The sequence below is a fragment of the Bacteroidota bacterium genome, from assembly GCA_018831055.1.
Lineage (GTDB): Bacteria > Bacteroidota > Bacteroidia > Bacteroidales > B18-G4 > M55B132.
In genome coordinates this window covers 14,639-28,630 of record JAHJRE010000016.1, presented here as the reverse complement: position 1 = coordinate 28,630, position 13,992 = coordinate 14,639, and the positions used below count along the sequence as shown (strand labels likewise).

At 45.1% G+C, this 13,992-nt stretch carries 12 protein-coding genes and 1 tRNA gene; 5 read left to right on the top strand and 8 right to left on the bottom strand.

Annotated elements, in window-relative coordinates; translation table 11 throughout:
* Nucleotides 1-697 precede the first annotated feature (697 nt).
* The 3 genes from KKA81_01220 to KKA81_01210 all read right to left on the bottom strand — a co-directional run bounded on the left by KKA81_01220 (nucleotide 698) and on the right by KKA81_01210 (nucleotide 4,738).
* Nucleotides 698-1,114, bottom strand: coding sequence for a hypothetical protein (locus KKA81_01220; GenBank protein ID MBU2649528.1), 417 nt, complete (start codon nucleotides 1,112-1,114; stop codon nucleotides 698-700).
* A gap of 506 nt (nucleotides 1,115-1,620) precedes the next feature.
* A tRNA-Arg gene (locus KKA81_01215) sits at nucleotides 1,621-1,694 on the bottom strand.
* A gap of 101 nt (nucleotides 1,695-1,795) precedes the next feature.
* The gene (locus KKA81_01210; GenBank protein ID MBU2649527.1) at nucleotides 1,796-4,738 is read right to left on the bottom strand and encodes a T9SS type A sorting domain-containing protein; all 2,943 of its coding nucleotides are present in this window, start codon (nucleotides 4,736-4,738) and stop codon (nucleotides 1,796-1,798) included.
* A 472-nt stretch (nucleotides 4,739-5,210) separates the two neighbouring features.
* Here KKA81_01210 and KKA81_01205 point away from each other — a divergent pair, with 472 nt between their 5' ends.
* Entirely contained in the window at nucleotides 5,211-5,555 is a 345-nt protein-coding gene (locus tag KKA81_01205; protein MBU2649526.1) for a translation initiation factor, read from the top strand.
* Nucleotides 5,556-5,694: 139 nt separating this feature from the next.
* Here KKA81_01205 and scpB read toward each other — a convergent pair whose 3' ends face one another.
* The gene (gene scpB / locus KKA81_01200; GenBank protein ID MBU2649525.1) at nucleotides 5,695-6,474 is read right to left on the bottom strand and encodes a methylmalonyl-CoA decarboxylase; all 780 of its coding nucleotides are present in this window, start codon (nucleotides 6,472-6,474) and stop codon (nucleotides 5,695-5,697) included.
* A 2-nt stretch (nucleotides 6,475-6,476) separates the two neighbouring features.
* Nucleotides 6,477-7,583 (bottom strand): hypothetical protein, encoded by a 1,107-nt coding sequence (locus KKA81_01195; GenBank protein ID MBU2649524.1) that lies wholly within the window; start codon nucleotides 7,581-7,583, stop codon nucleotides 6,477-6,479.
* Between the two features lie 202 nt (nucleotides 7,584-7,785).
* On the opposite strand from KKA81_01195, the gene fbaA reads away from it, so the two are divergent.
* The gene (gene fbaA, locus KKA81_01190; protein MBU2649523.1) at nucleotides 7,786-8,865 is read left to right on the top strand and encodes a class II fructose-bisphosphate aldolase; all 1,080 of its coding nucleotides are present in this window, start codon (nucleotides 7,786-7,788) and stop codon (nucleotides 8,863-8,865) included.
* 122 nt (nucleotides 8,866-8,987) lie between these two features.
* Here fbaA and KKA81_01185 read toward each other — a convergent pair whose 3' ends face one another.
* The 3 genes from KKA81_01185 to KKA81_01175 are packed head-to-tail and all read right to left on the bottom strand — an operon-like array spanning nucleotide 8,988 to nucleotide 11,128.
* Nucleotides 8,988-9,839 (bottom strand): universal stress protein, encoded by an 852-nt coding sequence (locus tag KKA81_01185; protein ID MBU2649522.1) that lies wholly within the window; start codon nucleotides 9,837-9,839, stop codon nucleotides 8,988-8,990.
* 11 nt (nucleotides 9,840-9,850) lie between these two features.
* A complete protein-coding gene (locus KKA81_01180; GenBank protein MBU2649521.1) occupies nucleotides 9,851-10,282 on the bottom strand; it encodes an SPOR domain-containing protein in 432 nt (143 codons plus the stop codon).
* Between the two features lie 12 nt (nucleotides 10,283-10,294).
* Nucleotides 10,295-11,128 (bottom strand): universal stress protein, encoded by an 834-nt coding sequence (locus KKA81_01175; protein ID MBU2649520.1) that lies wholly within the window; start codon nucleotides 11,126-11,128, stop codon nucleotides 10,295-10,297.
* A gap of 124 nt (nucleotides 11,129-11,252) precedes the next feature.
* Between KKA81_01175 and ruvB the strand changes: the two genes are divergently transcribed.
* From ruvB to KKA81_01160, 3 genes are read left to right on the top strand one after another with little or no spacing between them, the layout of a single operon-like run.
* On the top strand, nucleotides 11,253-12,281 hold the full coding sequence (gene ruvB / locus KKA81_01170) for a Holliday junction branch migration DNA helicase RuvB (GenBank protein ID MBU2649519.1): 1,029 nt from the start codon (nucleotides 11,253-11,255) through the stop codon (nucleotides 12,279-12,281).
* A gap of 3 nt (nucleotides 12,282-12,284) precedes the next feature.
* Nucleotides 12,285-13,214: a tRNA epoxyqueuosine(34) reductase QueG gene (queG, locus tag KKA81_01165; protein ID MBU2649518.1), complete on the top strand. Its 930-nt coding sequence runs from the start codon at nucleotides 12,285-12,287 to the stop codon at nucleotides 13,212-13,214.
* Between the two features lie 23 nt (nucleotides 13,215-13,237).
* Complete coding sequence (locus KKA81_01160) at nucleotides 13,238-13,798, top strand: thioredoxin family protein (protein MBU2649517.1); 561 nt, start codon at nucleotides 13,238-13,240, stop codon at nucleotides 13,796-13,798.
* Nucleotides 13,799-13,992 lie beyond the last annotated feature (194 nt).

Below are 13,992 nucleotides of genomic sequence, written 5' to 3'. Positions count from 1 at the left end.
CTTATTAATAACAAAACCCCAAAAGTTTTACCCAATATATGAAAATAAATGCTATCGGACAATATATGAAAGATGAAAGTTACCAACAATGAATCGATTCCAAAGGGTCAGATACTTAAATACTACTGCATTTGCCTGGTAGCAAAATCGCTTAATAAAATTTCATATATGCAGGTAAGGGATCAATCATTATGCCCGGGCATACCTTTCAAACTAGAACAAACAATATGCAAGCTCTACGTGAATGTTGAGTGCTTCCAACATATCCAGATTCTCCTCTTATACAAAATAAACGCCGAAGGCACCAAGCGGAAACTGTTAGTCAAGTATAAATCCGATCGATTTAAGCAAGGGCAGGGTGATAGGTGATCCTGAATGGAAAATTTGTTCAATCGTGTCAACAAGCAGGGAAATGTTATAATCCTGGATTGCGTTTATCGAAAATGAATCAAAAATGATTATATATATTGCTTTTCCCTCAAATTCAGGATCATTTTCTATTAACTCCAATACATACTCGAAAGGTCCCCTGTCATTGAAGTATTTGTCAATGGTATTTTTAATGAAATCACAGTTCTCTCATTTTTTAGCTGATCCGGATGCATTATTACTTCTCAATCTTAAAATATCTTAAATGCTGAGATCAAAGAACTTCCCGGAATAGTAATCAACCATATCTATGGCCTTTATTATCTTTTTAGAAAGGTCCCTCGAATAACATTTCTATTGAAGGAAATATGTTTGGGTATTCTGCTTTGACATTATTTTTATTGTTTAATAAAATATTCGACAGAATCCCACCTAAGTATGATTTATGATATAAATGTTTACTAGCATATAAACCGTCTTCAGTGCCTAATAATGTCTTAAAAATGGAAGATTCAAAGTTGGAGAGGATATAAAACCATGTATCCCAGATATTACCCAATAATTTCCAACCCGATTGTACTGCTGACGAGCCGGTAGTTTGTAACATTAATACATCCATCAGGAGCTCTCCTAAAATATCCAGATTATTACTCAATAAATGGAATGTTATAGAAGCATTTATATTTCTGGATAGATGTTCTTTGTCAATTTTTGGGTTTATAGCCTTGCTTTTAAAAACTGTCATGTACAATATTGAATGCGTTAGCGCATAAACACCTGATAAAGTAACATATATTGAATGAACTTGCTTACCAGAATTGAAAATTGAAGCATGCTATCTTATACTATAAGAGCATTTGGCAATATCAAATTTTTAAGTAATACGAAACTATATCAAAATCCATTTCTCCGGCCTTATACATATATACTGGAATAATCTTTAGGCTCCTCTTTTTAAGAACTGTGAATTACGAATGGTATAAATCACAATCGCCGATTTCCTGTAATTCGAAGCTTTTCTTCCTTATTGAATGTTCGCTTATTCATAATTATAATCATAAAATTATAGACTTTTTATATATTTTAATCTGACGTTTTGGGGGACTAAAACACAACAACAAACCAACCAACCGTCAATCTATTATAATATTCTTAGTAGAATAATTCGTGAGAATTTATGAGTGATTCAAATTATCTGATAAGTTAAAAAAGGGACTCCATCCCGTAGGATGGAGTCCCTTTTTCGTTCCGTGACCCCGGCGGGACTCGAACCCACAACCTTCAGAACCGGAATCTGACATTCTATCCAATTGAACTACGGGGCCGATATGCTTTACTTCCCGGTTTATCCGGAAGCGATTGCAAAGGTAGGAATTATAAATTATTTCAAACCATGCAACAGAAGTTTTCTATCGCATTGTTTGTGTTAGTCCCTTTTGATGATCTTGCATGAGGAAACCTGATGTCCATCCTGAAATACCACCATGTAAATTCCACGATCCACAGGGTTGCCCCGGTCATCATTTCCGTCCCATTTTAATATCCGGCTTCCTGAAGAAACAGTGCCATCACATAAAAGCCTTATCTCTTTTCCCTGCATATCAATGATCTTTATGGAAACCTGGCCGGCATAACCGCCATTGAGCCGGATATTAACATTCCCTGTAAACGGGTTCGGGAATACGTAAATATTTCCTGAACTGATGATGCTTTCGGGCGATAACCCTGTTATATCAATAAAGAAAATAAGGTAGTGATTGGAACCATCCAGGTATTCTGCCGCGAACACCGGATCTTGTCCGGGATAGTCGGCAACGCCCTCATAGTAACCATAAGGCAGGTCTGTAAAGACGATGGAGTCATTCATTATGGTTCCGGAGCAGGTATCCTGTGGTCCATGGATCTCAAGGTTTACGTTGTTCAGGATGTTTCCTTCGAGGTCATAGGCCTTACAGATCAAATCAGCCCTGATCACCTGCAGGTCGAAATTTACGTCTCCGGTGGTAGATCCGGCCTGGACTTCAACGCCGGTGATGCTGTCTGTGAGGGTATAGGGATGGCTGGCAGTCACCGTATAGGTTCCGGCATCCAATGCTATGTGGTAAAACCCGTCGGATGAAGGATGGTCCATATGCCCTCCTGCCCTGACTTCCGTTTGGGTAACATCACCCGCTCCGTTAATGAGGGTAATATAGCCTTCAATATAACCCGTGTTTGGAGCCAGGTACAGGAAAAAATCCACATCGCTGGTCACGGCTCCTGTATCAACCTGAACACCGGTTTGATACTGGGTCAGGAACCCGGCAAGGCTGGCACTCACATCGTAAGTACCTGCCGCGACCTCCATGATATAATATCCTGTTGCATCAGGATGCACGGTGACCGTGTCGGCGGTAACATCGACCAGGGTCACATCACCTGCCCCGTTCTGCAGTTCAACCACACCTTCGATAAACCCTTTAAAAGGGATAATGTCCAGTACCAGGTCCACCCCGGTGCTTGTCTGTCCGTCGAGTACAGTAACATCCTGGACAGTATCCGGAAGATAACCGGAAAGTTTGGCAATCACGTCATAGGTGCCGGTCCAGACTTCCATCTGGTAGTTGCCCGATGCATCCGGGTGAACCATGGTGATGCCGGCTGTAACCTCTACCTGGGTTACATCACCCGGGCCGCCGTTAAGACTTACGTTCCCCTGTATAAAGCCGGTAGGCAAGGCATTCAGCGTAAAGTCAACATCGGGGGTAACCTGTCCTACCGTTACATTAACTCCATTGACAGTATCCGGGTAATAGCCCGGCAGGGAAGCATAAACATCATAGGTTCCGAACAGTATTTCCATGCTGTAGTGACCGGAAGCATCCGGGTGAACGGTTTCGGTCCCGGCCGTAACAATCACCTGAGTAACATCGCCGGTACCGCCAATGAGGGTAACTTGTCCTTCAATAAAGCCATTCTGAGGGACATAAGGTCCGAGGGTTCCGTCAAGCTGTATATTCTGGGCATAAATATCCTTGTTGCCGCTGCGGTCATCCTCCCAGCTAACTATCCATTGGTTATTGCCGAAATCATTGGTCACGGTATGAACCTTTTCCGAGTTTACCGAACAGAGAGTAATCATGCCGGGGGTCCAGAGCAGAGCGCCGGAAGCATCGATACGCATGGCCTTGATCTGGGCATCAACAGCGTTGAAGTATTCTTCGTAAAACACCACCACATCGGTTGGTGAATGTCTTGCAGCCACGGGATAGACATTCAACGGTGAAAGATCGATGAAAATCATTCCGTTGGCGGGCCAGAGGATGGTACCGGAAGATGACATCTTCTGCCCGTAAATTCCCCGCTGGTTCTGATCTGCATCCATTTCATTCCAGAACACATAAATATCGGTAGTTCCGGGAGGCAGGGCCAGGTCCGGGTACATTCTTTCCCTGTTCGCCTGGCTGGCTACCTCAACCCCGTTTGCGGGAAACAAAACTGTGCCCGTACTGCTGATATGCTGAACGAACACACTGGCATTCATATCGTTATTACGGTCGTCATGCCAGGTCATATAAAACCCATCGCTGCCATCGTTGATGAACGGAAATATCTGTGTCCAAGCGGAGATACCACCTGCATTGGAGATCACTGCCGGGCTGGCCCAGACGGGGCTGCCGTTTGCATCGTATCGTTGTGCATAAACGTGGCGCGTAGGGGAATATGAAGGGCCCGTATCATGGAAATATTTCAGGATGACTTCATCGGTTCCGACCGGAAGCAATTGCGGCCATGAATAGGTATCCGCGCAGCTCAGGGTGATACCTGAGGCGCCCCAGAGGAGATTGCCTGCCGGGTCGATCTTCTGCAGGATGATAACATCATCTGCCTGCCAGGCAACAACAGCATTGCCGGTGGAGGTTGTCACAACCTTGGGTGCGGCGTCAAAAGCAGTTGAATTGGAAAGGGCTATACCATCGGCACCCCAGGAAAAAGACCCATCGGGGGCAATCCGGTAAGCCACGACATTGTTATTTCCTCCATTCCTGATATCCTGGAAAACCAGCACCGCATGGTTGGCATTGTCGGCCGCCATGTCCCAGTCGGTAAGCCAGGTCATTTGCGGATGACTGCTGATCAAAATCCCATTGCTTGCCCATTGCGGATTCCCCTGGGGATCAAGCAACTGCATCCTGACATTATAATTCCCGCTTTCATTGGAAAAGGAAGCGATGTAGGAATAATTATTTGAACAGGTTGCTATCTTGGGAATAGCCTGTTCCCCGCTCATGGTGTTGATGGGATTGTTAACCGAAGGATTGGTGCTCCACTGGGCTCCTGCAGCAATAACAAGAAAAATCGCGAACAGGGTACTTAGGGTTGTTTTCATAAATGAAGGAATAATATTTAAATAATCCGTTTGATAGTCAAAGTTCCGAAATAATCAAACGTGAATTCTGGATAAAGGAAAAGAAATAGTTTCAAGTTATAATTCTTAACAAAAGTTGTATACCAGGATCTGTCCATCCTGAAGTTTCGCATTAATCCTGTTCGCGTTTTTAACGTACCCACCCCCCGGCCCCCTCCCTGTTGGCAGGGAGGGGGAGTGCGCTATTTCAACTTTGTGAAATTATTTACAAACAGTAAGTAAAAACAATTGGGGAATGGATTTTTGCACACCAATGAATATATGATATTTATAAATACCTGTTATCTATTTTATTAAAAACTTAATTAGCACGTTCCCCCTCACTGCTGGCAGGGAGGGGGCCAGGGGGTGGGTACAAAAAGCAAGCAAGCAAGATTTTTTATCAAACATCCTATAATGCATATTCTTTACATTTGCACAAACCGCATTCACTATGTCGAACGACTGGAAAGACCGTCTGGGGATTGTTTATTCTACCAATCCTGATTTTAAGTATGAAAACGGGCAGGAAGAACAACCTGAAACTCCGGAACCAGGGAGACAGGATTTGAGGGTAAGCCTCGACAGGAAAAACCGGAAAGGCAAAGCCGTAACGCTAATAACAGGATTCACGGGCAGGGATGAGGACCTCCAGGAACTTGGCAAATGGCTGAAAACGAAATGTGGAACAGGGGGATCTGTGAAGGACGGAGAGATCCTCCTTCAGGGTGATTTCCGCGATAAGATCATGGTTCTGCTTCAGGAAAAAGGCTATCGCGCAAAGCGAGCAGGGGGCTGAACGAATCTTACAGGTTGCAGGTTGCAGGTTACAAGCAACAAGCTGCAAGTTACAAGTTACAGGTTACAGGTTGCAGCGAGCTACTTGTAGCCTGTAACCTGTAACTTGTAGCTTTTACCTTTTCCTGAAGCACAATATTTCATTCGCCCCGGAACCGGGGTTTTCTTTTTTCCCTGAAGGCTTTTATGCCCTCTTTGAAATCCTCGCTATGGTATGCTTTGGAGCGGAGTTCCTCGATGCGTTCATAAATACCGGGGTTCAGAGGTCTGGCAGAGCCCAGGATATTAAGTTGTTCTTTGGCAACGGCAATGCTCAGGGGTGAATTCTGGCAGATCTTGCGGGCCAGGTTAAATGTAAATTCCTCCAGTTGTTCGGTTGGAAGGAGGTGATTAAGTATTCCGAGGTTTTTAGCCTGTTCGGCATATATGGGTTCGCCGGTAAAGAACATCTCTTTGGCAATATTCAGTTCAACCATATTCAGGAAATGAATGAAGCCGGAGGCATTATAGGAAACGCCCAGTTTTGCCGGTGTAATCGCAAAAGATGCTTCCGGGGAGCCGGTCAGGATGTCGCAGACAAAAGCCAGGTCGCACCCGCCGCCCCAGACGCTACCGCTGATCATACCGATAACCGGTATGGGTATTTTCTGTATTTTCCTCATCAGAATCTCAAGCGGGTGATGATAATTCAAGGGATCTCCCCCATTTTCAGGAAGCTCCTCTATATTGAGTCCGGCGCTCCAAACCTTGGCACCGGGATTGGCCCGAATGATTATGGTCCTGACCTTTTGACCGGCCAATTCATCCACAGCTTCGTTAAATTCCTCCAGGAGGGCAAAGCTAAGAGCGTTTCGCCGCTTGTCGTCATTGAGCGTGATCGCTCCGATCTGCTCATCACTGTATATCTCTATAAAATCCATCTTCACTTGTAATAATATGTATTTGTATATTCCACCGTGTTCCCTTGTTCAGTGCAGACTAATTTTTCGTTCTTAACATAACCTGCTTCATAAAAATCATAAGTATAGTCATAAAAAATAATTTGGCCACCCGGTGAATAGTGTATTTCCGACGTCTTCCGGAGGTTGGTATTTGCTGTTCCAAGGTATGGGGCAAGGTTGTTCCACATATTTACAAAAGCAGGATAATAAGTGTAAGTATAGCTTTTGGAATGCACATCGCTACCCACTGAATAATCACTTTGAATCTGAACAACATTCCCGTTATCAACGGTATAGACAAATATCTCCGTGCCTTTTTCAACCAGTTGCTTATTATGGTAGACCAAAGTAATATTCCGGGATTGCCTCACCAGGTATCCGTTCTGGTTATACTCATAAAAACAGGTGTCAAACCGGTCACATGTTGAACCGAATGATTTAAAGGTAGCATAATCAACGCAACCATAAATATTCATGGGCAACAGGTTATGGTACTCGTAAATGATCGATCCATCGGAGCGGTAATGAGTATACGTATATTCATTTGCATAATATCCTCTGATTCCATAATCATCCGGTTCGCCGTTCGAATAGTTTTGGGTTTTTACATGCCTGCCCTGTGTATCGTATTCATAGAAAGAACTTTTCTCTCCGTCCCTGTCTACCTGCCTGATCCTGGAGTTCGCACCAACAGGCTCCTTCCAGCCTTCAAACGACCCATCAATACTATAGATATTGTTATGATAAGTTCCTGAAACGTAGGAATAATCCACAATCACACCCTGAAATTCAATCTCTAAAGCAAAAAAGCTGATTTCCCCGTTTTTGGAAATGGTGCCTGGGTATTGATAATCCTCATTATCCGGGATGGAATGCGCTATAAGGGTGATTTCCGGGCTATCGGTGATCTTCAGAACCCAGGTTCCGTAATCATCTCCATCGTAGGTACCGCTGTAAGTTCCTTTAAAGGGGAGCAGCCAGGAAGGGGATGGATCCTCCGTTGCGGCTTTATCATCATTTTCCTTCTCACATCCTGTGATTCCGGTCAAAGCCAGAAAAACAAAAACAAAGAATGCTTTTTTCATCATAATCCGGTATTGATTTGAAACGGAAAGTTAATCAATTCTGCCATGCCAATGAAAAGCACCGGTAAAAATATCAGTAAAATTTGTCAGGATTGAAGGATGAATAGCGATCAACGAAAATGGAAGTTTCAATATCTCATTTTAGTAAAAAACTCTACCTTTGACAAAACCCTGTTTTAATTGTTAATGATTCAAAACGAATGATATGTCAGAGAAAATTTTAACCAAAGTACAACCCGGTGTAGCTACCGGAGATGCCGTGCAGGAGATTTTCCGCATTGCAAAGGAAAACGAGTTTGCTTTGCCGGCTGTGAACGTAGTAGGAAGTGATTCTGTAAATGCAGTAATGGAGGCAGCCAGGAAGGCACAGGCCCCGGTCATCATTCAGTTTTCGAACGGGGGTGGGGTCTTTAATGCAGGGAAAGGCTTATCGAACGACCATGAACAGGCAGCCATTGCCGGATCCATCACCGGGGCATTGCATATTCACAAACTTGCCGCGATGTATGGTATTCCTGTCATCCTTCATACCGATCATGCCGCCCGCAAGTTGCTCCCATGGATCGACGGGTTGCTGGATGCCGGTGAGGAATATTTCCGCCAAAACGGCAAGCCTCTTTACAGCTCTCACATGCTCGATCTTTCCGAAGAACCCCTGGAAGAGAACATTGCTACCTGTAAAAAATACCTGGAAAGGATGTCGAAAATGGGCATGACCCTGGAAATTGAACTCGGAGTAACCGGCGGCGAAGAAGACGGGGTGGACAATACGGGTATAGACAGTTCCAGGCTCTACACTCAACCCGAGCATGTGGCCTATGCTTATGAAGAACTGCGCAAGGTGAGCGATCGATTCACCATCGCTGCCTCATTTGGAAATGTCCATGGTGTCTATAAACCGGGAAATGTCAAACTTCAACCCATCATCCTGAAGAATTCACAGGATTATATTCAAAACAAATATAAAACAGGACCCAAACCCGTCAACTTTGTGTTTCATGGCGGCTCGGGCTCCAGCCGGGAAGAAATCCGGGAAGCCATTTCCTACGGCGTTATCAAAATGAATATCGATACCGACACCCAGTGGGCTTTCTGGGATGGCGTAAGGGAGTATTACAGCAAATACAAAGACTACCTGCAAGGCCAGATCGGCAATCCCGAGGGCGACGACAAACCCAATAAAAAGTACTACGACCCCCGCAAATGGCTCAGAGAAGGTGAAAATGCCATGATCAAGCGACTGCTTACGGCATTTGAAGATTTAAATTGCATGGAAAGGCTGTAGAATCGACGATCGACGAGAAATGATCGACGAACAAATTGTCGATCTTCGATCTATTCTTCGATCTTCGATCGTCGATCTATTCTTCGATCTTCGATCGTCGATCTCCGATCATCGATCATCCTCTATCCTCCGGTTGCCGTTCTCACTAACTCCTTGGGATGGATACTGAGTACCGGGATGGGTGAATGATTCACCATCTGCTGGGCATAGGGACCGAGCCAGAGATTGGCGGTGGTCCTTTCCTGCTCCGTCATGATGGAGATAAGATTAGCTTTTACCTTCAGGGCATATTCGATGGTAGCTTCACGGATGTTTTCCGTGTCAGCCTCGCTCATGGTATACCTCACTCCTTCATCGGTTAGATACTCTGCAACCTGCTGGGCATAACGGTTAACTCTTGCTCTTACTTCCTCGATCTTGGTAGTGTATACCGCGAGAATGTGAATCTCGGCATTGTGGATCTTAGCCAGATAACTGGTGAAGGGAACTTTCTGACGCGTGTCGATAGTGCTGTCGATAGGTATAACGATGCGGGAAAGTGGAGTTTTTACGTCTATGCCGGCGCGTATCGTTATGATCGGAATTGAGGAGGCCGAAACGATTTTATTCGCGTTGCTGCCGATCCAGAACTCTTCAAAGCCGGATGAACCATGGGTTCCCACTATTATCATATCTGCTTCGCTTTCCTCCGCTTCACGGCATAATTCCTTATAAACCTTTCCCTCACGGATCTTGTATTCCAGCTTACCTCCGGTAAGATCCGGCTGGTACTCCCTGATCAGATCTTCAAATTTGCCGCGTATTATTTCCGGCAACTTCTCAGGTTCGAACAAAAACACCTCCCGGTCGTACTCCGGACGGTGAACCCATAACATCAGTACATCGCATTTTGCATTATTTGCAATGGAAATAGCATGCTTCAGCGCATTAATCGAGCTTTCCAGAAAATCGATACCCACCAGAATCTTTTTCATAGGACTATAATTTAGTTTAGACTTGGAAATTTTATTTCATCTTTGATCACCCATGCATTGGGATAATCCCTGATTATTTGCTGTAAAAAACGCTGAGCATCCATACGGGTGCGAAAATCCCCCACTCTAACCCTGTAGTTGGGAGATTGCCATGTGATATAAGCAGGAATTTCAGGATAATCCAGCTCAAACACTTCCTTAACCTCCCTTGCTCTCGCACCGGAATAATTTCCCGATTCAAAAAAGATCTGTACCCGGTAACCTTCTATACCATAATTATCCGGGTTTGTCAGCCTTTCTTCATTCAGCCTGACATGGAACCGCAGCAGCGAATCTATCCTGGCATCCTGGCTGATCTCAAGCTCGCCCATGCCATCCTGGGAAAACAACGGCGACATGAAGGAAGATAAGACCAGAATAAGTATGGGGCTGAATAGTTTCATTGCTTATGGTTTTTACATTAACTTCTTTGACCGTATGCTTAGTATGGGAATGGGCGAATGATTTATCAATTGCTGTGCATAAGGTCCCAGGAAAATATTTGCCGTGGTATTTTCCTGCTCGGTCATAATGGCAATCAGGTCGGCTTCCTGCGACTTAGCAACATCAATAGTCGACTGAACCATATTATCGGTTTGCATTTTTTCTGTAGTACTCGGTATTCCTTTTGCAGAAAGAGCTTCTTCGGTTTGCAGTACAAAATTATCTACCCGTTTATGCAGCGATTTCAAAGAAGTTGTATACAATGCCAGGATATGGATCCCTGCATTGAACAAGTTCGCAATTTCGCTGACTACAGGAAGCTTTTGTTTGGTCTCCTGGGAATTGTCGATAGGGAAAATGATCTTTCTGATGGTTTTGCTGAAAGGGAAATCATAACGGAGGGTGATAACCGGACAAGGTGCATGGGTAACAATGCGGTAGGCATTGCTTCCTATCCAGTATTCCTCAAATCCTGAAATTCCATGGGTTCCGGCAATGATAATATCAGCATCGGAAGCTTTGGCAGCAGCGTTCATCTCAAGGTGAACCTTACCTTTTCTTAGCTTATAATCAATATTGCCTTTCGGCAGGTGATGCTTGAATTCCCGGATCAGCTTTTCAAAGTTTTCCTTTTTCTCTTTTTTCATCTCGCTGTCGAGCGCATCAAAGATGTATTCCTGGGAAATGGCATTATTGACCCAAACCATAGTGACACCGGCACCTGCCTGTCCGGCAAAATTCACGGCATATTCAAGGGCGTGCAGGGAGTTTTTGGAAAAATCGATGCCCACTAATACTTGCTTCATAACTATTGGTTCTGCGGTTTTGGCTAATTTACGAAATTTCTTGAATATCCTGATGAAAAACCTAAAATATTCTCTCCGCAAGTTAACCTGAATATACTTACTTTTGTTGTAATTTCGATGGTTTATGAACAAGGACCTGGATGCAAGCGGAAAACAGTTAAGCCAGACAGAGCGGGAGCTGGAAAGGGTATTACGGCCCGGTGATTTCTGGGATTTTGCCGGGCAGGAGAAGGTGGTGGAGAACCTGAAGATCTTCGTTCAGGCTGCCAGGCAAAGAGGGGAAGCTCTTGATCATGTTCTGCTACACGGCCCACCGGGATTGGGAAAGACGACCCTTTCCCATATCATTGCCAATGAGCTTGGGGTGAACATACGTATCACGTCAGGACCGGTAATAGACAAACCGGGTGACCTCGCGGGTTTGTTGACCAATCTGGAAGAGAATGATGTGCTCTTTATCGATGAGATTCACCGGTTAAGTCCGGTCGTGGAAGAGTACCTGTATTCGGCCATGGAAGATTACAGGATAGACATCATGATAGAATCGGGTCCTAATGCCCGCAGTCTGCAGATATCGATTAACCCTTTCACCCTGATCGGGGCGACGACACGTTCAGGACTGCTGACGGCACCCCTGCGTTCGCGCTTCGGCATTACCGCAAGGCTGTCTTATTACGATGCACTAACGATCAATCATATCATACGCCGTTCCTCCTCCATCCTGAATGTTGAGATCGATGAAAATGCCTCGGCGGAGATTGCCCGAAGGTCGAGAGGTACGCCCCGTATTGCCAACCTTCTGCTGAGACGGGTGCGGGATTTTGCCCAGATCAAAGGAAGCGGAAAGATCGACCTGCGAATTGCACAAATAGCGCTGGAAGCACTGAACGTAGATAAAGACGGCCTGGATGAGATGGATAACCGTATCCTGCTCACCATCATCGATAAGTTCAAGGGTGGCCCCGTGGGCATTAACACCATAGCAACCGCTGTTGGCGAAGAAGCCGGTACCATCGAGGAAGTGTATGAACCTTTCCTGATCCAGGAAGGATACCTGGCGCGCACTCCCCGCGGAAGAGAGGCTACCGACCATGCGTACCTCCATCTCGGACGAAAAAGAAACACAACCCAGCCTGGATTATTCGATACATAAATCATGTCTAACCCGGACCTGAAAGAATACACCTACAGGATGAAGTCCCTGCTGCAGGAAGAAGGTTTCCAGGCAGCGGGGATTGCCAGAGCAGAGGAACTGGCCCACACCCGCGACCATTTCCTGCAATGGCTCGAAAAAGGATATCATGGCACCATGAAATACATGGAAAACCATGTAGAAAAACGGCTTGATCCCCGTGAACTTGTGCCCGGAGCATTATCGGTCGTGACCATCCTGGATTTCTATCCATCTCCTGTATATGATGACAGCTACAAAATCGCTGCCTACGCAAAAGGCAAAGATTATCACACTGCCATCCGGGAACGACTTCACAGGGTTGCAAAGAGGTTTGGCAATGATGACAAAAGCTTCCGCTACCGTGTTTTCACCGATTCAGCACCTGTAATGGATAAAGTGTGGGCCGTAAAAGCAGGATTGGGCTGGACAGGGAAAAACACCTGCCTCATTAACAACAAATTCGGGAGTTTCTGCTTCATCGGGCATATTATCTGTAACCGGGAATTCGAGTATGATGAACCATCGATAAAAAATTACTGTGGAACCTGCACCCGTTGCATGGATGCATGTCCAACAGAAGCCATTATTGCCCCGGGCATCCTGGATGCCAGGAAATGTATTTCCTATCTGACCATTGAAAACAGAAGCTTGTCATCACAGGAACTGAAAGGGAAAACCGGCAGATGGATCTTCGGTTGCGATATCTGCCAGGAAGTATGCCCCTGGAACAGCAAAAGTTCTCCCCTTCTCCACAAGGAATATTTACCCACGGATGAAATCGTCTCTGTGAAGATCTCACAATGGGAAAACCTGACAGAAGAAGATTTTGAAAAGATTTTCAGAGGAACGGCCGTGCATCGCACCGGATTCGACATCCTGAAGCGCAACATTGAAGCCGCAGATTTGTTATAAGAGTTAAACAAATTTAAAACGTTATGCCGGCAGTATTCACAAATCAGATACCATTGGGGTTCAGCGCCCCGGATTTTAACCTACCGGATGTTGTTTCCGGCCGTAAGCTTTCCCTGAATGACCTGAAATCGGAAAAAGCTACTGTGATCATGTTTATCTGTAATCATTGTCCGTACGTCAACTATGTGATTCAGGGTATAGTCGACCTGGCCAATGATTATATTCCCTTGGGAGTATCTTTCATAGCCATAAACTCCAACGATGTTGAAAAGTATCCCGATGATCACCCGGATCTGATGAAGGATGTAGCAACCAGGCTGCAATTTCCGTTTCCATATCTTTTCGATGAGGACCAGGAGACAGCAAGAGCCTACAATGCGGCATGCACGCCCGATTTTAATATCTTCGATGGTATGATGAGATGTGTTTACAGGGGGCAACTGGATGATGCAAGGCCGGGTAACAATGAACCAGTAACTGGAAAGGATATAAGAAATGCCCTTAACGCCATCCTGGAGGGAAGGGAGATAACTGAAGAGCAAAAGCCCAGCGTTGGCTGCAGCATAAAATGGAAAACCACCTAATCCCGCCTGATTTTCTTTAAAATTTTACGGAATTTGACGTCTTCCTTGTAACAAATGGGGCAGAACCCAACTTTTACGGAGTACTCCGTCCCGCAATTGTCACATTTGTAGTACCTGGTAAGATAGAACCCCGGGCTTTTACCCACGAATTCCATAAAACGGACATAAGCAATTTCGTACATGGCTTTGGCTTT